Genomic DNA, 18,514 nt, shown 5'->3' with positions numbered 1-18,514 from the left:
CGGTCCGGACGGGATTCTTAACTGCTTCGTGCGCCCTTACCAAACCTTACAGAAACATTCGTAAAGGCACTTTTTTAGAAATTGCCTTTTCTCTTTAAGGTGCCTTAATTATTCTGTTCTTCCAAAAGTGGCACCGAAACTGGCACCGAAATTTGGGATCTCTTTTGAAAATTTTCCAGCAGCTTAATGGTGTTAACGCCGATGTAGCGCACAAATGCTTTCTCGGTTTTGTGGCCGGTGGCCTGCATAACCATCCGATCAGGCACCCCTTGGTAGAGCTTTAAGGTGGCAAACGTTTTGCGGCCAATCTTAGTAGTAAGCTCTAACCTGGTTATGCCGGCGAACTTACCAATATATTTTAAATAGGAATTAATGCCTTTATTTACCGGTAGGCAGGTGTTGTATTTGCCTTGGTACTTGGTTACAATCTCCACCGGCTTAAAAATAGCATCGTCGTAGTAAGGAATGTAGCACCAGATATTATGCTTCTTGGTTTTACCCGCTTTAATTTTGATAATTCCATTATGGATATCCTTCGGCGTAAAAGTAAAAGCATCAGAAATTCGCATTCCGGAATAGCAGAGGAACAAGAAAACATCCTGCATTTCTTCCAAAACTTTAATGCGCTGGGCCAGCATGAGCCGGTTAATTTCTTTCTTATATTCTTCCCGAAAACATTGCTTGACAAAATCAACGGCTTGTTGGGTTCTAAAATCCAGATTGTAAATCAGGTGAACTTCCTCTTCGGTTAGCGATTCAACCTCTTGGTATTCCTCGGTTACCGACATTTTGCGGTACTTCCGGTTAACTTCCAAATCCTGATCTTCGCACCACTCTAAAAATTCAGTCAATCGCTTGATGTGTTTGCCAACCGTGTTTATACTTTGGCCCAAATTTTCTAGCATATAATTTAAAAATGCCTGAAAAAATAGGTTATCCATTTTAGCCAGAGTAAGCTTAAATTTGGTAGTAGCTTCAAAATCTATTAAGCGATCACGGCTAGCTTTTAAGGCGGTGATGGTGCTTGCTTCTAACCGGTTGCCTTTAGAATCCCTCTCTAATTTTTTGTGATTAATCCAGCTATCCATGAGCTGGAGAAAGGGTGATTCCAATTCGGGTTCGGCTTCCTTTTTTGGTGAAAGGTGCTGTAAAATTTTCTTGGCACTAGCAGATAACTCTTGGGCAGATATGACGGTAAAACCGGCAGCCTTGTCAAATTCCGTTTTAACTTCTGCTTCGGTTAATGCTTTATTGGCTTTTCGGGCATTATCATACAACTCCGTTAAGGCAATTTCAACAGCTTCCAGCTTACCATTAATCCGAGTGGTATAGGTTTGCTTTGGTTTAACTTTTTTCAGTTTATTATCCCAAGCCTCCAGGTGTACTTTTTCTTCCGGAAATAACTTCAAGCGCTTGCCATCCCAACTAGCCGTTAGGTAGATGGGAGCCATACCCAACTTATTTACTTTGCTAGTTATGATGTAGCGTTTTACTTGCATTAACTTCAGGAACTCTAAATTTTTTTGTTTTACTAATCCTTTATTAATTCCTGAAGTAAGTCTGTGAAGCTTTCAAAATCCTTTTTATAGCTTTTTGGTGGGCCTGAATACATCATTTGTCGGCTACTAACATCATTGGTTACTTGGAAATAATACTTTTCAGAAGATGCATTTTCCTTTTCCTTCTTGGCAATAAATATTTGTTCTTGTAAAAACTGAATTTCTGCATTAAGCCTTTGATCAGGTTCTTGTGGGATAATCCTACTAGTATTTCCTGTAGGAATGTTTTTGGAAAATATTTTGATAAGGTAAGCTGCCTGATTAGGTTCAGGTAAATCTAATTTATAAGAAGTAAAATCAGAATTTGGAAATTTTAAGGTAATTGAATAAGTACCATAGCTTGCAATTTTTCCGCTAAAATTTGATAATGAATCAACTATAAATCCCTTTCCTTTAAAAAAGTCTTCATATTCTTGACCTACAGATTTAGAAAATTTTTCTTTAGAATTTTTTACCGCTTCAGCTAACGAAGCTTTGATATCATTAAGTGATACTTTTAAATCTTCAATTTGCTTTATTTTCGTTATGCTCATTTATTTTATATTTTAACAGGTTATTTATTTCCTTTAGTAATCCAGCCTATTGCAGTAGGAGTATTAGCTGATTTATCACTTTTTGTGTGAATCTATCCGTTACGGCTGATATTTTACTCGAAATAAGGGCTTCATTGGAGGTAAAAATTCGGTGGATTCGGACATAGCTAGTTAATAGCAGTGGCGATAGCCGATAGTCATTAACTGAAATAGCCAGCGATAATCCATCATTTCTTACCTTGGAAGTTATCTGTACCAAGATATAATCACCGGTGTCATTAACTCGGGTATTTGATAGAATTAAGGCTGGCCGAGGTTTAGATTGACTACCATCCGTAAAAGGAAAATTAATCCAGACAATATCGCCTTGTTTGTACTTCATTTAGGTAGTGCCTTGAGCTGTATTTTTATATAATTGTTCATACCGGCTGTCTTCTTCACTATCCCAATCTTCAGCTAAAGCTTGCTCGGATAGCAAAGCAGTTTCCGAAATAGGCGTTTTTTCTTTTTCCTTTATTGCTTCAATAAAATCTAGTTGCTTCAAAATGCTTTGCAACCTGGAGAAATCCTGATCCTTTACTGATATTTCTACTGTTCTCATTTTCTTACTTTCTTACTTTCTTAACTGATTTATTAACTCATCCTTCATGGCCAATAATTGGTCTTTTAATCTTAATTGCTCCTGTAAACCAGCCTTTTCCGATTCACAGATCTTGAGATTGGCAATAATTTCATCAGGCATCCACATGGGTTTTTTCATTAGGAAATAGCTTGGTTCTATTACCATCCCAATGAACCACCAGGTAAATAGGGGCCATACCTAACTTATTTGCCTTGGTTTTATCCAGGTAGCGTTTTACTTGCACAATATATTTAAAAAACTATCTATAAACATCCCTTTGTAATCTTTGAACAACATCAACTATATCTGCAATATCGTAATCTGTATATTTTATATTGTCAAATATATAGTTCAACACTGAATAGAATACTTCATCTTGTTTTACATTATCTACAGGAATATTATTTTCAGCAAAAAATTTGAAAAACTCATCTCTAACTGTTGCTCTAAATCGTACTTCATCATCAGTAGCCCTTGAAGAGTTAATTTTTAATTTATTCAATTTTTGATTATAGGTTATTAACTTTTTATAATAATCATTTGAAGAATTGCTCAATGATATATTCCTAATTTGAGATTGGATGTCTTGTAATTGTCTCATAACAAATTCTATTCCTGTTACCTCTTTATCTTGTAGCTTAGCTGGTTTAATGTTTTTGAAGTGTCCTAAAAATGTTGTATAACCTTCACCAGATTTAGATTTTTCGTATGTTGCTGGCAACTTTTCCCTAATATCAGCTTTAAATTTTTCCACGCCGTAATACCTTAAATCCCTTGGGTATGGAATATGTTCAATTAAGCCTATGTCAAAAGGATAACTTGTAGCCTCGTCTTTAATCAAGATGGTTGGTTTATCAAATGCTAATCGTAATCCCAATTCAAACATAACGTTAGGATTCTTTTCACTTATGTCGCAAACTACTATATCGCTATTATAAATATTGTTAACGATTCGGTTATGAATGACACCTATGTCTTGATCTTCACTGACTAATTTTGCTTCAAATCCTAATTCACTAATTGTGCTGACTAATATGTTCTTGACCTCCCTCCAATGATTTTCAAGTAAATTGCCAATGGCACTTATTGGCATAATTAGACCACAAGTGGGCTTTTTATCAGGTGTTTTTTTATCTTCCGATTCATGCTTTTGATTAGCAGTAGGTTCTTCCTTTTCCTTTGCCATAATTTTAATTTATTAAAATATATAAATTTCAATAGCAACTAGCTAGAATGAAATAGCGACAATCGCTTGCTTAGGCAATTTTAAGTATGTTATCAATGTGTCGGATGCGTGTTTCGTGTTCAGCGAAGTGATTTAGCTGGTCCGAAATCTTTAACATAGACCGATTCAGCATTTGAAGTTCCAAGCTATGTTTAATTTGCGCCTCTTCCAGCGAGGCTAATTTTTGATTAGTAATGCGCTGCTCGGCCAGCATTTCCACCATTACCTCATACATGCGATTGTCATCCATTGTAATACAATTATAAAGTCTTCATCTTTCCCTAACATCAGGCACATCAAATTATTAAGCAATCGCTGCCTAATTCCAATCTTAAATTACGTTAATCCTACACTTTCCCGAATACAGTTGCGAATAGCAATACCATCTTCTTCGTTTTTCTTTAATAATGATATAACTGCATTCAGGTAAGCTTCTTTATCTTTCAAGTCGCAATTTTGTATTACTCTACATTCTGGTAATAAGCCTTTATTATTGTAAATTTTTAATATGCCATTATAATCATTATTGTCTATCAAGGTTTGAAAGTGGGCTTTCTTTTCATTGTAAATAGTTTCTGGCTCTAAAAACTGAGGTATGTTTGCAAATTTGTCTTTGAGCTCTGTAATGGTAGCACTGCTGGTATTAAGTCTTTGTTCCAGAGTTTTCTTAATGGTATGCTGAGTATGAAGTAAAGTCTGATTCTCTAAATCTCTGCTAAATAGTTCAATTACCTTTTGCTTAGTTTGGTCAAAAACCATTTCTGGAGTTTTATCCATCTTTTTTGCAACTGTTTTAATGACAGGTTCTTTTAACAGAAGATTTTCAACCTCGGTAACATCAGCTACATAGATATTCTCATTTAATCTAGCTACTTCTTCATCAGTCCGGCGATCTCTATCAATTATTCCCTTAGCAGTTATATGGTGAAAACTTTGTAGGTCATTAAATGCCTTAGTAGCTTCTAAAACCTTTTGGCATCCACCTAGTGGTTTAATTGTATATTCAGGATATATTTGAGGATACAATTTTATATCAACACTAAATTTATTAGTACCCTCTATAAATAATATCGGCTTTCTACTACCTAAAATCTCAAGGTAAACACCTTCGGGAATCGAATCTTGATCCTCTAGTATCTCATAATTCCATAAATTTTCATTTTGGTAAGATCTAAGCCAGATTCTTTTACTATCTGTTCTTCCTATCGCAAAATCAATATCATGTGTGAGATATACAAAAATGCAATCAGGACGTTCTAATTCTATTTTATCCCAGAGGGCATTTACAATTGATTTATGTAAGTGAGTTTCGGGTTCATCAATAATTATGATGGAATTAACTGGTGCACATATAGCTTGACCTATGAGGTAAAAAATTACCCTTTCTCCATCACTCATCTCTGATGCATTGTAATTTGAAGCATCAGATTCCGTTAAAGCTGCTTCAACTGTACCAGATTTAAAAAACAGTTTTCGATGTGGAAGTATTTGTTCCCAAATATTTTGAATTTTATCTAATTTGGTAACTGGTGGTATTTCAGAATTTGTTTTCGATTTTACCCTGAAAGCAGTAGATTCTTCAAATTCTTCAGTTTGAAGAAGAACCATAAGTTGTTCATAGTCATTTAGGAGACTTGTATTAGGGTTGTTTTGCCACCTAAATATATTTCTTCCATATGCTTCATGCCAATCTAAATTGCTTGATTCTTGAAAATGGCCATATCTAAATGAATATTCTGCTATTTGCTTAAGGGTCGGACTTGATGCTTTAGGCATTGATAAAGATCTCTGTGCTGAAATACGGTGTGTAATTGTAGAGTTCTTTTGTTCAATCCATGTTCCAAATCTCGTTTTACCAGTTCCATTAGCTCCGATTAGTACTAAGCTTTTAACAATTTCTATATTGTTTGTATTAATATTGTCTAGTTTATTAGGTATAATTAAATTCATATAAGTATTAAACTATATAAATGAATTAAGACTACTCCTCTATTAAAAGGATATAAGTTTTTAACTATAAAGTTAAAAGGTTAATAATTTAATTTTTAGTAGTCTTACCTTGCGTCCATTTTCTAATTGCTATAGCTAAAGGATCTTTTATATTTTTAGCACCCATTGACTCAAGTATTCTAAAACTTTCGCTACTATTGGAGTAATTGAAATCTAAATCATTAGGATTTAATACTTTAGCTGATTCCTTTTGACATGCTTCTATTATTGATGAATGAACGGCATTAATTAAGTTATCAAATTCTTCTTTCTGTTTAGAGTAATTGGTTCCAATATCAATGTCGTAGTGAAGAGCATAAAGCCCACTTTTATTAATGTGCTGAACCATTCTGAAACCTATTCCAAAAAGGTTTACTTCCTTATTTCCAGCTGTATTTTGAACTACTTCTATATTCTTTACAAGTGGGCCTAACTTATTGATGTAATTATCCACTAAAGTAGTAAGCGGAAGTGAGCCTTCTATTTCAAGATGGCCAGCTGAATATAGGCCACCCCAAAGCTGTTTAACTTCGTTTTCAATCAAGCTACATTCGCTTTCGTCCTTTGTAGCATCTAAAAACCAAATATTATTCATGCTCCTAATAGCTTCGTATTCTTCTAACTTGAAACCTGCCTGAATAAAGTTATGTTGATTTACAAACCTGATTCTACCCGTTAACTTGCAAGGCTTATGGGCATCGTTTAAAAATTCAGGTTTTATTAGGGCATTAAAGGAAGGTACCATATTATTGACGCCTGGAAATGGGCCGAAAAAACCTAAAGCTTCAGCATTGGAGGGGTAAAGCTGAACCTGGGAGGCCGTATTTGAGATTGCCGGGTACAATCCTACTGGGGTTAAATGCGTGGTAGTTTGCGCAAATAAGCTAAACACAAAATTATCCGATTCAATAGTTGGGCCAAGCCTATTTAATGTATTACTTCCAGATATAGGGCTTATGTACAATTGCTTTAAAAATGGCCCAAAAGAAGAGAACTTGCATTCAATTTCAACTAGTTGACCATTTCTAATAGAATTATTCGAAATGTCGCTTAATAGATCGAATAGATTATAATACCTAATTTTTTTTAAATGATTTATAACCTTTTGGATAGGGCCCACTACTGAAAGCGCCCATTTTTTAAAATCACCATACAATTCTTTAGTAATAGTTTCTGTAGCAGTTTCTAAAGGATTATAATCTCCCTGCATCATAAAATATCTATAAAAAATTATTTGTTTAGAATAGTTATTCCTTAAGCCATTCGGCAAATAGTTCGTGTACCAATTTTAGAAATGCTTACCTAAAACCAGTTTCAATATATTTCTATTGAAAAAGCCGTAGGTATTAATTACGAATTTCACTTCTGGTTCTTCTTTAATACTTCGATCAGATCCTCTTGCAAAGAAATTTGATTTTTCAAATGTGAATTTTCACGTTGGCATAACTCCAGTTCATGTTGAAGTTTATTTAAATTAATGTCAGAACTTTCTATAAATGCCTCCTTACCATGGATAGGCATTATTTTTTGCTTATTATTATTGCCAGCCTGGTTTCCTATGCCGCCTTGTGCCAAATTATATTGACCTCTCTCTTCCTGATCTAATTCAGATATAAAATAGCTTAAAGGCTTCTTAACAATCTCAGCAATCTTTATAAGGTATTTAATCTCAAAGGAATCCTTCTTATAAAGCCTATATAAATTATTAGATGACATATCAATTTTGTAGGCCACATCTTCAGTAGTTAATCCAGCTTCATTAATCGCATTTTTTACCTTCTGCCCTAACAACATATATTTTGTGAAAATTTTCAAACTGATAATCAATACGTTATACCATATTGCAACATATTTTCATAATATATTTGCAACAGCACAACACATTTGTTAGTATTGTATAAGATAAACAATGAAAGGTACATAAAAGCCTAAAGAAATGCCTAAAACAGCCCGAAAAAAAGCTGCTCTTGAAGGACCTAAGTTCAACATAGGAATTAGGTATGAGAAGCTAAACGATGATCAAAAAAAGCTTATGAAAGCAGAATTTGAAAAAACATTCGGATTCCAAGAGCGTGCATTTTACAAAACCCTTAGAAAAGATGTACTAACTGATGAAGAGCTACAATTCTTTGCAGCTATGTATGGCTGTACCATTCCTGATTTATTTAGACAAAAACCACCAATAAGGCCAACGGTGTACGATTTAGAGCGGAAGTACGATAAACGCATTGATCTATTAGGCAAACAAACCAAGATTAGCATTTAAGCAAAGGTATATACTCCCATGTATATATAAAAACTTCCTATATAATAATTTAAATATTTATTAGAATTTGATCTATTACTATGAAGCCGGAGGATCTACTCGAAATAGCGACCAAGGGAGATTTAGAGCTATTTGGCAAAGCCATAATTGCGGAGCTCAACCGCTTGTTAAAAGTGCCGGATGTAGGCGAGGAGGAGAAGTATTTCACTCTCGATGGTGCCGCCGAATTTACTGGCCACGACCGGAGCACGGTCAAAAAGTGGATCAATAAAGGCAAGCTCGATAATAACGGCAAGCTGGTAAAGCTGCCTACTTCGGAGTTTGCGCCCGGCTTCCCCCGCATTGCGAAAAGCGATCTAATTGCTTTCGGTAGGATAGGTTTGGAAAGCGCTGCCATCAAGCGCAAGAATAATCTGCCTAATAACCCTTTAAAGCTGGTCAGCTAATGTTTCAGGCCATCGACTTTCCCCAACGCAATTCCTTCTTTTATAAATGGAAACAAGAGACAATTGCCTGCACGATACCAGCTTACCAGGATGGCCGGCACATTATCATCTGCTGGCAATTTACTCCGGAACATCTCGCGCAGCTGCAAGCCAACGGGGGCAAATTGTACCTCGTGCTCAATGGCCACGCCGATCTTGCCACCTTAGCGCTTACCTGTGATCCGCCTTTCGATCCATCTTGGATTTCTCCTGATCTCGAAACTAGAAAGCTATGACACCTAAGGAAATCCAGGCAGAATTAATAACGGTTCGCGGCCATATCAAATCGCTGACTGATTCTATTGCGGAGTTGGAACGCGAGAAAAAGAAGTACCCGAAAGATTATCATTTTAAGATGCGGCGGGAAATCGAAGATTCTATTTCGCGGCTAAACGAGCGGTTAGAAAAACAGGAAAAGCGGTTGGAGTTCTTATTGGAAAGAACGCAAATGTCGCTTTTTTAAAATACCAGGGTCTGCAAAAAATGGAGCCGGTTTATTTTGATAGAACGACACATTCTAGCAAATCAACCGGCTCCGCAGCCTTTTTTCATTCTCGCAACACCAAGCCCGCCAAGGAAAACTGTTGCGACCGAAAAATTTAAACCCATTAAATCACTTTTTTTCTTACCAAGGAATGCCTATGAAATTAATAGATTTAAAACAAGCGTTACTAGCTTGGCATTTAACCGTTGAAGAACTAAATGCCAGACAACCAATATCGGAACGTTTTCGCACCAAAAAAAATCCGAAAACAGGGGAGTTTTATAAACAGAGGTATAAGCACCAGCCAAAATTAATAAAACAGCCAGTAGCAGCGACCGGTACCCGCCTGATTATAGAATACGTAAAAGTATACGATTTAGTTCTACAATCCAAATTAATACAGGAAAGTTTACACGAATCGGGGCAATTGCCCATTTTTAAAACCAACAATCCGGATTTCGCGGCGTTAATAACGGCTTGCGAAAAAACGGTATACACCCATTTCAAAAAGTTAAAACATTGCCAAATCAAATTAATCACCGGCTACAAATTTAAAGGTTCCAATGCCTCTTACGAGCTGGCCATTAATCCGGAAATCCTTTATGCCACCAGCCAAACCAATGCTTTAAAAATCGCTCAAAAATCAACTGGTTTTGCCCCTCTGTCGAACAATTTACCGCATACTTTATCTCCAGAGCTATCAGATATAGAAGAAACCAAAACTAGCTATGTGGAAATAAGCGGAGTGGCGGAGCCACCGCCTGCCGTGGCTAAAGCCGACGGCCCAGGCCCACTTTTTTCCAGCGCACCAGGGCCGCAAGACCCCCAGATTTCGGCAGCAGCGGGTTTAAAAGCTGTTCCATCGCACGAAAAGCCAGCGCAGCTACGCACACCGGGGCGCGGCGCGGCGGCGGTTCCATTGGCCCCACAACGCCCTGTTCCGCAGTGGCAGATGGATTTTCTACTATCGTTCTGGCGAGCAGCCTGTAAAACGATCTACTTGCCTTACACTTTTACCGTGGCCGAGGAAAAAGCCGCCCTCAACTCCATTTATCTCAATATTTATAACTGTTTCCGTTGGCAGAAAACGGCTGATGAATGGTGGCAATATCAGGCTAATCTATTGTCTTGCATTACCATAGCCCACAATTACTACAAACGCCGACCGCTGGAGTATGTGCCTAAGCCTTATTCGCTGGCCGTAGCGGGCAAAGGTTATTTTGACCGAACGAACGAATACGGATTTCATCGAATTTTTGGCTGGCACAAAGAAAACCGCGAAAAAGCGAGGCAGGCCAAAGCCGATAAAATTATTCAGAACGGCTATCAGCAGATTAGGAATTTCACCCTGGGTAAGCCCGTTGCCAAACACCTGCAAAATCTGGACAAACTCGGCATTTTTCAATATTACCTGGGCAAGTTGAAGTCGTACGGCTTACCGGCACAAGACCGGTTCTGCAACCTGACCCGCATTACTTTACCAAAAAATAACGCTTTAAATTTTTTACCTCAATTCCGCTAGATTATGCAACCAGCCAAATACACCCCATCGGCAAAAGCCCTAAAATTTAGGGAGACCGCTTTAACGAAAGCCTTTTTAGTGTTTGTAGACGGAGACACCGGAAAGCGGTACAGCCGCGATTTCAGCAGCAGTTCGCCCAGTGCTCCGGCCAACAAAGAACTCGGTTTATACCGCCTCAAAAAAATGGTAAAAACCTACCAGACCAAAAAACATAAAGGTGGCGTAGTTCGTGCCACGATCTATTGCAATCTAACCGATACCATACTGTTTAAATACGAAAAAGGAGAATGGCAATGAAGCACTTTAAGGAACAAATTAATATATCGCGGCAAGGAGCCGAGTACTTGGCAGTTAGTATTTGTAACTGGCTGGAATATCGGCCCGAGCCGGGAAAAGATAAACTTACGCTGGCCGAACTACTCGCTACCAGCTATTTGTTCAACGTAAAAAACCGGCTCCAGTCGGCGGTTATCCGAGCAAACTTTAAGCGCAAGTTGGATTTCAATTTTACGTTTTCCTGTCAGGAAATTTTTGCCATTCTCCTTTGTATACCGATTCCAACGGATAATTCCTTATTGCGGAAGTTGTTAGGTGATTTGCACCGGAAGTCGTTAAACTTTGATTATTTACTAAAAAACAATCAGATTTTTTATGGCGAAAAAGAACGTGCCTCAAACCAATTATTCTCTAATCTTCGGACCAGTTAAAAGTGAAAAAGATAAGGAACGTTGCGATCTATTGGGCCAAGGACTTACTTTCAAACTGCTGGAAACCGGTGGTTTCTGGTGCCTTAAATGCAATGCTATCAGCCACAATCAAGTTGACATTGCCGAAAAATTTTGTGGGAATTGTAGTAGACATCATGTACCAACCCCAAAGAAGCAAACCGCTTTACAGTTACCAAGAAATGATTGATTTGCTCACCGAGGCAACCGAAACGGAATTTCTCTGGCAGGTGCACGAAATACTCATATATGAAGCCGAGTATTACGACCAGATGGAGCGAATCAGCTTGCAAGCCTTATTTCGGCTCAAGCGGCTGGAGTTAAATAACCTTAAATAATGCGTAGTTTAAATGAAATTCGGGACGAGATCACCAACTTAACGGATGAAGCAGCCGAGTTGAATTACTTTATTGACCCGCATTACAACGAGAATTTGGAACAAATTCGGTTGCGGGTTTACGTCTTAAAACAGGAATATTACCGATTGGAAGAAGAAATTAGAAAGAATAGAAACAACGCTGCCGGCGTACAATAAGCACATTTTATGCCCATCTTAAATTATACTACTAAAGTGGATCCTGCTGTAACGATTGGTCAAATTACTAAAACCTTAACCGAAAAAGGCGCCAGGAAAATTGTGATGGATAATGACGAAAACGGTCTGCTTATTTCAATTACTTTCAGCTTAGAAATTCGAGGTAATATGATCTTTTATGCCCTCCCTTGTAATTGGCAAGGAGTTTTAAAAGCCATGCAAAACGATAGCCAGGTACCAAATAAATTTTGCAATAAAGAACAATCAATCCGGGTTGCCTGGCGCATCATTAAGGATTGGATAGAAGCGCAAATGGCGATTGTGGAGGCACAGTTAGCCACTGTTCCGGAAATATTTTTGCCCTACGTTGTTCTTAAAAATGGTAAAACTTTGTACCAACATTTCGAGGAAAATCCGCAAAAACTCTTTGAATAATTGACTGTAATTAAAAATTAATGGCAAGAGCCCACCAAGCAAAAACTCCGGAGGAACTGGCAGCCAAGTATGCCCAACGTTCGGTTAACTTTCGGGATGAAACCGAGCACCAGTTGTTATTCGATACTCAGGCCATCAGCAAAGTTTTGGCAGAACAGCCATTATTAGAACCTGCCGTTAGAACCTTGCTGCGTAAATTGCAGGCTTGTATCCAAAATGAAGTGAATTTTCGACGGCGTAACGCCTAACAATAAATAGTTTTACCCATTTTATAGGCTATGGCAGAATTAAACAAAATTCAGTACGGCGTTGTACCTAGCAGCCCCAGATTGCTGATTCTGGTGAAATATATGGAAATTAATCCGTGTCAAATTAAATGCATTACTTTGGCACTATTTAGGGAGCAATTGGAGAAAAGAGATTACGCCAATGCAGTCAGTAGTATTAATTACAGTTATAGCCCTAATTTTCATCCAGACAAATTCCAAGCACATATTCCGGCTGCTGAATTTGAAGCTCACCTTACCCGGAGCAAGTTATATTTCGAAAGCCATTGAAGAAGTGAAGCAGAACCCCGACCCTTATGTTGAAGGGATCTTGTTTTTAGTGGCCGTGGCTGTAGGCGTTATTTTTTTGATGGCTGGCGTGCTATTAAGTTAGATTGCTCTTCTTAATCATGTTGCGGTAACGTTTCACGCTGGCTAAACTGACGCCGGTCATTCGCGCGGTATCGGCAATGGACATACCCTTTTCGTAGGCTGTTTTTACTTTTACGTAGGAAACAATGTCAACGCCTTTTCTCCGGCCTAAGTGCTTGCCTTTGGCTTTGGCTAACTCAATTCCTGCCTTGGTTCGTTCTTTGATAGTTTGCCGGTCGTATTCGGCCAGGGCCGCAAAAATGGTAAAAACTAACATGCCCATGGGCGTAGTGGTATCGATGTTCAAATCGAGTGCCTTGAAATGAATGCCCTTTTCCCCAAATTCAGTAACTAGTTTTATAAGGTGATCGCGGCTCCTTCCTAATCGGGTTAATCGGGCCACGATTATAGTGTCTCCCGGCCGGAGTAAGTCGAGCATCTTATCGAGAGCTGGCCGCGATGTGGCCACGCCCGAAACTTTATCGGTAAAGATTTCTTGGCAACCGGCTTTCTCCAGAGCTTCTATTTGGGTATCTAAATTTTGGTCGATTGAGGACACCCGGGCATAACCGAAAATTAAACTCATAGCTCATTAATTCAGGCTCAAATTTAATTAAAAAATATCAATGTTGAGCCAAGTTGTTGAGCCTAGTTTTTACCGGTTTTTGGGTGAAAGTAGGTCGGCTCCGAATGGTAGACCTTTTTGAGCCGGGAAGTGCTAAAATATATTCTTTAAATTATAGATGCGTTTCACTTTAAAAAGTAAGAGCATCAACTTTCAAGAATGTAGCTGCTGCTAATCAAATTTGGCACAATCTGGCTGAACATTTGATTTAGGCGATATACAATCCTAGAATTTTACTATCGCCCTACTTCTACTACTAAACTACTAATGTCTAAGTCTACTTTAATCTCAATACCCGTACGCAAACACGTAAAGGAGTTTTTACTACAAGAGTTCGGATTACCAGGAGAGAATTTTATTAGAATACACCAGAATACTTTTCTTGGAAAAACAATAGTAATGGCCGTAGATAAACTGCCTTACCGTCAATTAAAAACCAAAAAAGAAAAAAGCGGCAACGTAGCGGAAATTTCCTTACAACTCCCTAAGGCGTTAAAGCACTACGCCATGACCGAGGACAACATGAAAGCGTTGTCTGATTTCTTTGAAAAATACTTCCAGCAGCAACTTTTATTTTTTGTGAAAGGCCAAGTGGCCCGCACCGGCAACGAGCTGGCCGCGATCACGATGTTTATGAATTTGTACCAGATTGACACGGAAAGCTACGATCTGGAAGTAGCCCGTAAATGCTGGAGAGATTATAAAGACCGCATCTACAAAGTAAATCAAATGGTTGCCCATCAGCCAGCCGGATTTACCGGTATGGCTTACGCCTAATTCCTATTGTCGATTTAATTCTTAAAAATCGACCTTTTCCCTCATTCTCTTTATTTCTTAAATGTCCATGGTAACAAACCGATTTGCCGAGTACGTCGATTACTTCCGGAAGCTCTCGCAAGAGCATTTTCAATTAAAGGATTTTACCCACGGCACCGCCGCCGATATTATGGGTAAAACCCGCAGTGATTTATCCTACCCTTGTTTGTGGCTGGAAACCCCCAAATGAAGTTTACGGACAACGAAGCCAACCAGATCACCGGCAATCGCTACGGAGCCTTAATTATTCTGTGGAACGCGCCGGATGCCTCGGAAACCGAGTTAGATGAAATTTGGGAAAAAACCGAGAATATCGCTTTGGATATCTTATCCAGAATGCGCAAAGACCGCAAGGAACATCGTTTTTTCATTAATTTGAGCCAGGTGCAATTAGACCCCGTGAGTACCTTGTTTATTGATTCGGATTACGGCTGGCGCATGGAATTTTCCCTAGATAAGCCCATCAATATTTGTTATAACCCTGCTAACTGGACAACTGTATAATGGCCGCAGCAACCGTTTCTAATCTTGGTTCCGATCAGAAAACCTTAACCCAAATAAGGCTGAAAGGCTCCTTTACTTACGATGGCACCGGAACTCATTGCCCTTTTTATGTGGCGTTCCGAGTAAGAGTCAAAAATACCTTGGATTGGACGTTGCCGTGGGTATACCCGCCGCAGTCGCAATCGGATTATACGACTTGTAATTTCGGCGCCAATAGCGTACAATTTCAAGGCGTTTTTCAGTTCCCGGCCAATCCCGCGGCCGAGTACGAATTTCAGCCGATTGTCATGGCGCAGGACTTTACCCTGGGCATTTACCGGGAAGGACCCTTTGACTATTTTACGACTACCGGGGGCGTTGGTCCAGTCTGTGATCTGTCGCCTGGTTCGGTTACGGCTACCACCGTTCCATGCAGCGCCACTAATTACGCGGATGGTTCTATCACGATCACCACTACTAGTTCCGAGCCGCACGAGTTTGCTTGCGTGATTCCTTTTACCTCTATTAATAACTGGCAGGATTCGCCCACTTTTGCCGGCTTGGAAGCGCGCGCCTATACAATTTATGTTCGCCATAAAGCGAACCATGATTGCATCGGCTCCGGCAATAAAACCCTTGGCGTAGCGCCTCCGGAGGAAGAAACGGAGGAACCACCGGTTGTTCCGGTTACGAGTACGGGCTTATATTTCTCCTTAAATCCCATATTAGAAGTAATTGGCGCAGCACCCGAGATAGTCGAAAACAGTGAAGTAGTATTGGAATTATCGGTAGAAAGTGAACACTACAAAGGCGACTTCCAGCCGGTAATTGCGCGCCGAAGGTTTTTAACCAATGATTCGGCCAATTTTGATTTAAACTTATTGCTGCATAGCTTTTTGAACAAAGCTCTGGATTTACCTTACCTCCAGGCGGCTTCTATTGCTACCAGACGCGTGAAACAAGGAATCTTAAATTATTCCTTCCAAACCGCCTTTGTTGACCCCGTAACCAAAGTAATAGGTGCATATACCAAGTCGCCGGTTTATACGGTAGTCAAAGGTGGTTTGCCTTTGCAGGATTGGACGCGCCTTAATTTTTTCGGCTATTTACAGGAAAAAAAATCTTTCCTCACTTGGCTGCCGAAAACAAAAACCATTGGCCCGGACCAGCCGGAATTTTTGTATTGGTTAAACCAAAGTAACACCAACGATTTTATAATCGAGCGCAAGTATATTGGCGTAGTAACTACTACTTACAAGGAAAATTTTGCTTTAGATACCAGCTCGCCTATTAATACTTTAATCAGTATTCCGGTAAAGCTAGAAGCAGTACCGGCGCACGTGAAGCGCATTGAAATTCGGCTTTTAAACAGCAACCAGGAAGCGATCAGCGAAACCCGAACTTTTAAAATTGACCGAAGCTTCCGGCGTTACGAGAAATTTTTCTTGTACGAAAATGCTTTTGGGGTTTGGGAAACTTTGCGCACCACTGGCCCGCAGGAATTGGCCATCGATGGAAAAGACGAAATTTCAATTTCGGGCAATGATTTGCAATCGGTTTTTGCGCAGGATATGCAAAGAAGAATTAAGCAATCTAGCGGGCTCCATACTCCGGAAGAACAAGAATACCTGCAAGGCTTTGTTTTTTCCAAACGGCGTTACGAAATAAAAGGCGAGGACTTGCTACCCATCATTTTGCAGAAAAGAAGCTACACTTTTGAACCGGATAGCCGCAGGCCCACCGGTTATTTTTTCGAGTATGATTATGCTTATACGCCTTTCACCTATTCGCATTTAAACTAAACGGCCTAAAGGCACTCGCTAGATATGTTAAGACTGTACATCGGCTCCCGGGAGATTCATTTGCTCCCAGGCACCAGCATTGCCCTCGAAATTAATAATCCCATATTTGAAACTAATTCGGAAGTAATAAAAGGTAGCTACTCGCTACCTTTTACGATTCCATTGGAACCCAACCGGATTACTTTCAACTTTCCGGACGTGCTGGATAGCACTTACGATGTACGCGGCGAATACCCGATTGAAATAGAATCGGATGGGGAATTATTGCGTGGCACTCTCAAATTGCGCAAAATTGTTAATGGAAAAATTCAAGCCGATGCTACCGTAGGATTAAGTGCCCTCGCTAACTTTTTGAAGAAAAAACTCAGCGAATTTTCCTTTGGCGGCGAACGAGTAATGGGAACCACTACCCAGGAAATAACGGCGCACATGAACCAGGTAGTAAACAATGCCAACCAGTTTGATTACGTGTTCGCCCCTTACCTCAATAACAGCGCCATTGGCTCCCAAAGCGGCACCCCTTACCAGTATTGGGTAAACCACTTTGATTATGATTATCAGCGCGGCTCTGGCTTTCAGCAGAACTTATTTGGCACCGACTTTCAGGCTAGTTTTAACAATACCAGTTTAAGCCCCATGCCTTATGTGCGGTACGTGATCTTAGAAGCATTCCGCGAAAACGGCGTTCCGGTAGTAGACGCTTTTTTTAATGAAGAACTCTCGAAACTGGTTATTATCAGCAATAATTTACTAGATGATTATTTCTCCCGGTACGAGCTCTTAGGAGCCAAAGGAGCCAACGGATTCCGCAATAAATTTAAAATCGGGCAAGCCTTACCGGATTTAACTTTAATTGATTTCTTAAAAAAGATTGCGGCTAGTTTCAGTTTAAGCATTCAGGCCACTTTAAACAATACCCTTATTATTCAAAAATTGGATGATGTGATCGAAAGTACCGAGTATGACGACTGGAGTACTAAAGTGGATCCCAATTTTGAAATTCAGATAAACGATGTAGCGGGTTATACCCTCAAAGATAATCTGGAAGCCGCCGATTCGGAAACAGCTAAGTTTGTAAAAGACCTGCCGGCCGAGTTAGTCAAAGAACCCGTAGCTACCATGCTGCAACTACCCATGCCGGCAGAGCCGCAGCAAATCCGGCTAGTGATTGATAAAAATGAATACTGGCAGTACGGCAACGGCTGGCAATTTTATTCGCGCAATTATTCGCCTTTAAAAGTGGCGGGAGGCGGCGAAGAAATTACGGTAGGCCATACGCTCTATTTAATGGAAACCGTTAACCAGGGCGAAGGAAACGTGGTAAAAGTAAAAGTACCGGTGATAGATGAACCCGGCTTTTCTCCGGAAAGTGGCAACAATCAAAAAAGCCAAACTTTGCGCCTGGGATTCTGGCGCGGCATGCAACCCAACGAAGCCAACCCGAGCAGCTACCAATTTAATTATCCGCTGGTATCAATAGATACGACCAACCTGCAAAATGTTACCCTGGGCAATTATTCTTTAGCCGTTGGGGGTGCTAGTGGCCTGGGTAAAAACTTTCACGAAAGCTGGCTCAATTTTAAAAGCCAGAGCCGCGTAGTTACCGGCTTGGTGGCGCTCGATGCGGTGGATTTAGCGAACCTGAACATGAACCGGAAAAAAGATATAAACGGCTTGCGCTACCTGGTTCGAAAAATTAATGTAGTGCTCCCGATCAGGAAGAAAGCCACGGTCGAACTCTGGAAAGTTTAAAGAAAAAAAATCAAAAAT

The 18,514-nt window shown here is 39.6% G+C and carries 29 protein-coding genes; 17 read left to right on the top strand and 12 right to left on the bottom strand.

The window, feature by feature from the left end; all coding sequences use genetic code 11:
• Positions 1 to 104: 104 nt before the first annotated feature.
• The 11 genes from AHMF7616_RS09305 to AHMF7616_RS09265 form a co-directional block, all read right to left on the bottom strand.
• Positions 105 to 1,499: a tyrosine-type recombinase/integrase gene (locus tag AHMF7616_RS09305; protein ID WP_115372648.1), complete on the bottom strand. Its 1,395-nt coding sequence runs from the start codon at positions 1,497 to 1,499 to the stop codon at positions 105 to 107.
• 32 nt (positions 1,500 to 1,531) lie between these two features.
• Complete coding sequence (locus AHMF7616_RS09300; RefSeq protein ID WP_115372647.1) at positions 1,532 to 2,092, bottom strand: hypothetical protein; 561 nt, start codon at positions 2,090 to 2,092, stop codon at positions 1,532 to 1,534.
• Between the two features lie 46 nt (positions 2,093 to 2,138).
• On the bottom strand, positions 2,139 to 2,474 hold the full coding sequence (locus tag AHMF7616_RS09295; RefSeq protein WP_115372646.1) for a type II toxin-antitoxin system PemK/MazF family toxin: 336 nt from the start codon (positions 2,472 to 2,474) through the stop codon (positions 2,139 to 2,141).
• Positions 2,475 to 2,693 carry a hypothetical protein gene (locus AHMF7616_RS09290; RefSeq protein ID WP_115372645.1) on the bottom strand — a complete coding sequence of 73 codons (219 nt, stop codon included), beginning with the start codon at positions 2,691 to 2,693 and terminating at the stop codon, positions 2,475 to 2,477.
• A 12-nt stretch (positions 2,694 to 2,705) separates the two neighbouring features.
• Positions 2,706 to 2,840 carry a hypothetical protein gene (locus AHMF7616_RS27465; RefSeq protein WP_262511717.1) on the bottom strand — a complete coding sequence of 45 codons (135 nt, stop codon included), beginning with the start codon at positions 2,838 to 2,840 and terminating at the stop codon, positions 2,706 to 2,708.
• Complete coding sequence (locus AHMF7616_RS27460) at positions 2,827 to 2,958, bottom strand: hypothetical protein (RefSeq protein WP_262511716.1); 132 nt, start codon at positions 2,956 to 2,958, stop codon at positions 2,827 to 2,829. The genes AHMF7616_RS27465 and AHMF7616_RS27460 overlap by 14 nt, the downstream gene beginning before the upstream one ends.
• A 15-nt stretch (positions 2,959 to 2,973) precedes the next feature.
• Entirely contained in the window at positions 2,974 to 3,900 is a 927-nt protein-coding gene (locus AHMF7616_RS09285; protein WP_115372644.1) for an RNA helicase, read from the bottom strand.
• Positions 3,901 to 3,970: 70 nt separating this feature from the next.
• The gene (locus tag AHMF7616_RS09280; protein ID WP_115372643.1) at positions 3,971 to 4,189 is read right to left on the bottom strand and encodes a hypothetical protein; all 219 of its coding nucleotides are present in this window, start codon (positions 4,187 to 4,189) and stop codon (positions 3,971 to 3,973) included.
• Positions 4,190 to 4,275: 86 nt separating this feature from the next.
• Positions 4,276 to 5,889, bottom strand: a complete 1,614-nt coding sequence (locus tag AHMF7616_RS09275) for a DUF4435 domain-containing protein (protein ID WP_115372642.1) — start codon at positions 5,887 to 5,889, stop codon at positions 4,276 to 4,278.
• Between the two features lie 88 nt (positions 5,890 to 5,977).
• The gene (locus AHMF7616_RS09270; RefSeq protein ID WP_115372641.1) at positions 5,978 to 7,141 is read right to left on the bottom strand and encodes a hypothetical protein; all 1,164 of its coding nucleotides are present in this window, start codon (positions 7,139 to 7,141) and stop codon (positions 5,978 to 5,980) included.
• A gap of 146 nt (positions 7,142 to 7,287) precedes the next feature.
• Complete coding sequence (locus AHMF7616_RS09265; RefSeq protein ID WP_147275648.1) at positions 7,288 to 7,743, bottom strand: helix-turn-helix transcriptional regulator; 456 nt, start codon at positions 7,741 to 7,743, stop codon at positions 7,288 to 7,290.
• Positions 7,744 to 7,864: 121 nt separating this feature from the next.
• Here AHMF7616_RS09265 and AHMF7616_RS09260 point away from each other — a divergent pair, with 121 nt between their 5' ends.
• The 12 genes from AHMF7616_RS09260 (at position 7,865) to AHMF7616_RS09205 (ending at position 13,040) form a co-directional block, all read left to right on the top strand.
• Positions 7,865 to 8,194, top strand: coding sequence for a hypothetical protein (locus AHMF7616_RS09260; protein ID WP_115372639.1), 330 nt, complete (start codon positions 7,865 to 7,867; stop codon positions 8,192 to 8,194).
• A gap of 80 nt (positions 8,195 to 8,274) precedes the next feature.
• A complete protein-coding gene (locus AHMF7616_RS09255; RefSeq protein WP_115372638.1) occupies positions 8,275 to 8,640 on the top strand; it encodes a MerR family transcriptional regulator in 366 nt (121 codons plus the stop codon).
• The gene (locus AHMF7616_RS09250; protein ID WP_115372637.1) at positions 8,640 to 8,915 is read left to right on the top strand and encodes a hypothetical protein; all 276 of its coding nucleotides are present in this window, start codon (positions 8,640 to 8,642) and stop codon (positions 8,913 to 8,915) included. Before AHMF7616_RS09255 ends, AHMF7616_RS09250 begins: the two co-directional genes overlap by 1 nt.
• On the top strand, positions 8,912 to 9,142 hold the full coding sequence (locus AHMF7616_RS09245; RefSeq protein ID WP_115372636.1) for a hypothetical protein: 231 nt from the start codon (positions 8,912 to 8,914) through the stop codon (positions 9,140 to 9,142). Before AHMF7616_RS09250 ends, AHMF7616_RS09245 begins: the two co-directional genes overlap by 4 nt.
• A 178-nt stretch (positions 9,143 to 9,320) precedes the next feature.
• Positions 9,321 to 10,685: a hypothetical protein gene (locus tag AHMF7616_RS09240; protein ID WP_147275647.1), complete on the top strand. Its 1,365-nt coding sequence runs from the start codon at positions 9,321 to 9,323 to the stop codon at positions 10,683 to 10,685.
• A 3-nt stretch (positions 10,686 to 10,688) separates the two neighbouring features.
• Positions 10,689 to 10,982 carry a hypothetical protein gene (locus tag AHMF7616_RS09235; RefSeq protein ID WP_115372634.1) on the top strand — a complete coding sequence of 98 codons (294 nt, stop codon included), beginning with the start codon at positions 10,689 to 10,691 and terminating at the stop codon, positions 10,980 to 10,982.
• Positions 10,979 to 11,392 (top strand): hypothetical protein, encoded by a 414-nt coding sequence (locus AHMF7616_RS09230; protein WP_115372633.1) that lies wholly within the window; start codon positions 10,979 to 10,981, stop codon positions 11,390 to 11,392. Before AHMF7616_RS09235 ends, AHMF7616_RS09230 begins: the two co-directional genes overlap by 4 nt.
• A gap of 113 nt (positions 11,393 to 11,505) precedes the next feature.
• Positions 11,506 to 11,748: a hypothetical protein gene (locus tag AHMF7616_RS09225; RefSeq protein ID WP_147275646.1), complete on the top strand. Its 243-nt coding sequence runs from the start codon at positions 11,506 to 11,508 to the stop codon at positions 11,746 to 11,748.
• Positions 11,748 to 11,945, top strand: coding sequence for a hypothetical protein (locus tag AHMF7616_RS09220; RefSeq protein WP_115372631.1), 198 nt, complete (start codon positions 11,748 to 11,750; stop codon positions 11,943 to 11,945). The genes AHMF7616_RS09225 and AHMF7616_RS09220 overlap by 1 nt, the downstream gene beginning before the upstream one ends.
• 9 nt (positions 11,946 to 11,954) lie before the next feature.
• On the top strand, positions 11,955 to 12,380 hold the full coding sequence (locus tag AHMF7616_RS09215) for a hypothetical protein (RefSeq protein ID WP_115372630.1): 426 nt from the start codon (positions 11,955 to 11,957) through the stop codon (positions 12,378 to 12,380).
• A gap of 20 nt (positions 12,381 to 12,400) precedes the next feature.
• The gene (locus AHMF7616_RS09210; protein WP_115372629.1) at positions 12,401 to 12,628 is read left to right on the top strand and encodes a hypothetical protein; all 228 of its coding nucleotides are present in this window, start codon (positions 12,401 to 12,403) and stop codon (positions 12,626 to 12,628) included.
• A 181-nt stretch (positions 12,629 to 12,809) separates the two neighbouring features.
• Positions 12,810 to 13,040 carry a hypothetical protein gene (locus tag AHMF7616_RS09205; protein WP_115372628.1) on the top strand — a complete coding sequence of 77 codons (231 nt, stop codon included), beginning with the start codon at positions 12,810 to 12,812 and terminating at the stop codon, positions 13,038 to 13,040.
• Here AHMF7616_RS09205 and AHMF7616_RS09200 read toward each other — a convergent pair.
• Positions 13,032 to 13,604 (bottom strand): recombinase family protein, encoded by a 573-nt coding sequence (locus tag AHMF7616_RS09200; protein ID WP_115372627.1) that lies wholly within the window; start codon positions 13,602 to 13,604, stop codon positions 13,032 to 13,034. The genes AHMF7616_RS09205 and AHMF7616_RS09200 overlap by 9 nt on opposite strands.
• A gap of 306 nt (positions 13,605 to 13,910) precedes the next feature.
• Between AHMF7616_RS09200 and AHMF7616_RS09195 the strand changes: the two genes are divergently transcribed.
• The 5 genes from AHMF7616_RS09195 (at position 13,911) to AHMF7616_RS09180 (ending at position 18,496) form a co-directional block, all read left to right on the top strand.
• The gene (locus tag AHMF7616_RS09195) at positions 13,911 to 14,420 is read left to right on the top strand and encodes a hypothetical protein (protein ID WP_147275645.1); all 510 of its coding nucleotides are present in this window, start codon (positions 13,911 to 13,913) and stop codon (positions 14,418 to 14,420) included.
• Positions 14,421 to 14,487: 67 nt separating this feature from the next.
• Positions 14,488 to 14,649, top strand: a complete 162-nt coding sequence (locus tag AHMF7616_RS26355; protein ID WP_158546125.1) for a hypothetical protein — start codon at positions 14,488 to 14,490, stop codon at positions 14,647 to 14,649.
• On the top strand, positions 14,646 to 14,963 hold the full coding sequence (locus AHMF7616_RS09190) for a hypothetical protein (protein ID WP_115372625.1): 318 nt from the start codon (positions 14,646 to 14,648) through the stop codon (positions 14,961 to 14,963). Before AHMF7616_RS26355 ends, AHMF7616_RS09190 begins: the two co-directional genes overlap by 4 nt.
• A complete protein-coding gene (locus AHMF7616_RS09185) occupies positions 14,963 to 16,744 on the top strand; it encodes a hypothetical protein (RefSeq protein ID WP_115372624.1) in 1,782 nt (593 codons plus the stop codon). The genes AHMF7616_RS09190 and AHMF7616_RS09185 overlap by 1 nt, the downstream gene beginning before the upstream one ends.
• A 24-nt stretch (positions 16,745 to 16,768) precedes the next feature.
• A complete protein-coding gene (locus tag AHMF7616_RS09180) occupies positions 16,769 to 18,496 on the top strand; it encodes a hypothetical protein (RefSeq protein WP_115372623.1) in 1,728 nt (575 codons plus the stop codon).
• Positions 18,497 to 18,514 lie beyond the last annotated feature (18 nt).

The sequence above is a fragment of the Adhaeribacter pallidiroseus genome, assembly GCF_003340495.1.
Classification (GTDB): Bacteria; Bacteroidota; Bacteroidia; order Cytophagales; family Hymenobacteraceae; genus Adhaeribacter; species Adhaeribacter pallidiroseus.
Note: the sequence above shows the minus strand (reverse complement) of the source record. Positions and strands in the feature narration are given on the sequence as shown.

Coding starts and splice junctions, on each gene's coding strand:
- AHMF7616_RS09185 (WP_115372624.1), top strand. CDS start 14,963: ATGGCCGCAGCAACCGTTTCTAATCTTGGTTCCGATCAGAAAACCTTA.
- AHMF7616_RS09245 (WP_115372636.1), top strand. CDS start 8,912: ATGACACCTAAGGAAATCCAGGCAGAATTAATAACGGTTCGCGGCCAT.
- AHMF7616_RS09290 (WP_115372645.1), bottom strand. CDS start 2,693: ATGAGAACAGTAGAAATATCAGTAAAGGATCAGGATTTCTCCAGGTTG.
- AHMF7616_RS09295 (WP_115372646.1), bottom strand. CDS start 2,474: ATGAAGTACAAACAAGGCGATATTGTCTGGATTAATTTTCCTTTTACG.
- AHMF7616_RS09270 (WP_115372641.1), bottom strand. CDS start 7,141: ATGATGCAGGGAGATTATAATCCTTTAGAAACTGCTACAGAAACTATT.
- AHMF7616_RS09240 (WP_147275647.1), top strand. CDS start 9,321: ATGAAATTAATAGATTTAAAACAAGCGTTACTAGCTTGGCATTTAACC.
- AHMF7616_RS09205 (WP_115372628.1), top strand. CDS start 12,810: ATGCAGTCAGTAGTATTAATTACAGTTATAGCCCTAATTTTCATCCAG.
- AHMF7616_RS09275 (WP_115372642.1), bottom strand. CDS start 5,889: ATGAATTTAATTATACCTAATAAACTAGACAATATTAATACAAACAAT.
- AHMF7616_RS09200 (WP_115372627.1), bottom strand. CDS start 13,604: ATGAGTTTAATTTTCGGTTATGCCCGGGTGTCCTCAATCGACCAAAAT.
- AHMF7616_RS09305 (WP_115372648.1), bottom strand. CDS start 1,499: ATGCAAGTAAAACGCTACATCATAACTAGCAAAGTAAATAAGTTGGGT.
- AHMF7616_RS09190 (WP_115372625.1), top strand. CDS start 14,646: ATGAAGTTTACGGACAACGAAGCCAACCAGATCACCGGCAATCGCTAC.
- AHMF7616_RS09215 (WP_115372630.1), top strand. CDS start 11,955: ATGCCCATCTTAAATTATACTACTAAAGTGGATCCTGCTGTAACGATT.
- AHMF7616_RS09260 (WP_115372639.1), top strand. CDS start 7,865: ATGCCTAAAACAGCCCGAAAAAAAGCTGCTCTTGAAGGACCTAAGTTC.
- AHMF7616_RS09235 (WP_115372634.1), top strand. CDS start 10,689: ATGCAACCAGCCAAATACACCCCATCGGCAAAAGCCCTAAAATTTAGG.
- AHMF7616_RS09250 (WP_115372637.1), top strand. CDS start 8,640: ATGTTTCAGGCCATCGACTTTCCCCAACGCAATTCCTTCTTTTATAAA.
- AHMF7616_RS26355 (WP_158546125.1), top strand. CDS start 14,488: ATGGTAACAAACCGATTTGCCGAGTACGTCGATTACTTCCGGAAGCTC.
- AHMF7616_RS09180 (WP_115372623.1), top strand. CDS start 16,769: ATGTTAAGACTGTACATCGGCTCCCGGGAGATTCATTTGCTCCCAGGC.
- AHMF7616_RS09195 (WP_147275645.1), top strand. CDS start 13,911: ATGTCTAAGTCTACTTTAATCTCAATACCCGTACGCAAACACGTAAAG.
- AHMF7616_RS09230 (WP_115372633.1), top strand. CDS start 10,979: ATGAAGCACTTTAAGGAACAAATTAATATATCGCGGCAAGGAGCCGAG.
- AHMF7616_RS09300 (WP_115372647.1), bottom strand. CDS start 2,092: ATGAGCATAACGAAAATAAAGCAAATTGAAGATTTAAAAGTATCACTT.
- AHMF7616_RS09280 (WP_115372643.1), bottom strand. CDS start 4,189: ATGGATGACAATCGCATGTATGAGGTAATGGTGGAAATGCTGGCCGAG.
- AHMF7616_RS09220 (WP_115372631.1), top strand. CDS start 11,748: ATGCGTAGTTTAAATGAAATTCGGGACGAGATCACCAACTTAACGGAT.
- AHMF7616_RS27465 (WP_262511717.1), bottom strand. CDS start 2,840: ATGTGGATGCCTGATGAAATTATTGCCAATCTCAAGATCTGTGAATCG.
- AHMF7616_RS09210 (WP_115372629.1), top strand. CDS start 12,401: ATGGCAAGAGCCCACCAAGCAAAAACTCCGGAGGAACTGGCAGCCAAG.
- AHMF7616_RS09255 (WP_115372638.1), top strand. CDS start 8,275: ATGAAGCCGGAGGATCTACTCGAAATAGCGACCAAGGGAGATTTAGAG.
- AHMF7616_RS09285 (WP_115372644.1), bottom strand. CDS start 3,900: ATGGCAAAGGAAAAGGAAGAACCTACTGCTAATCAAAAGCATGAATCG.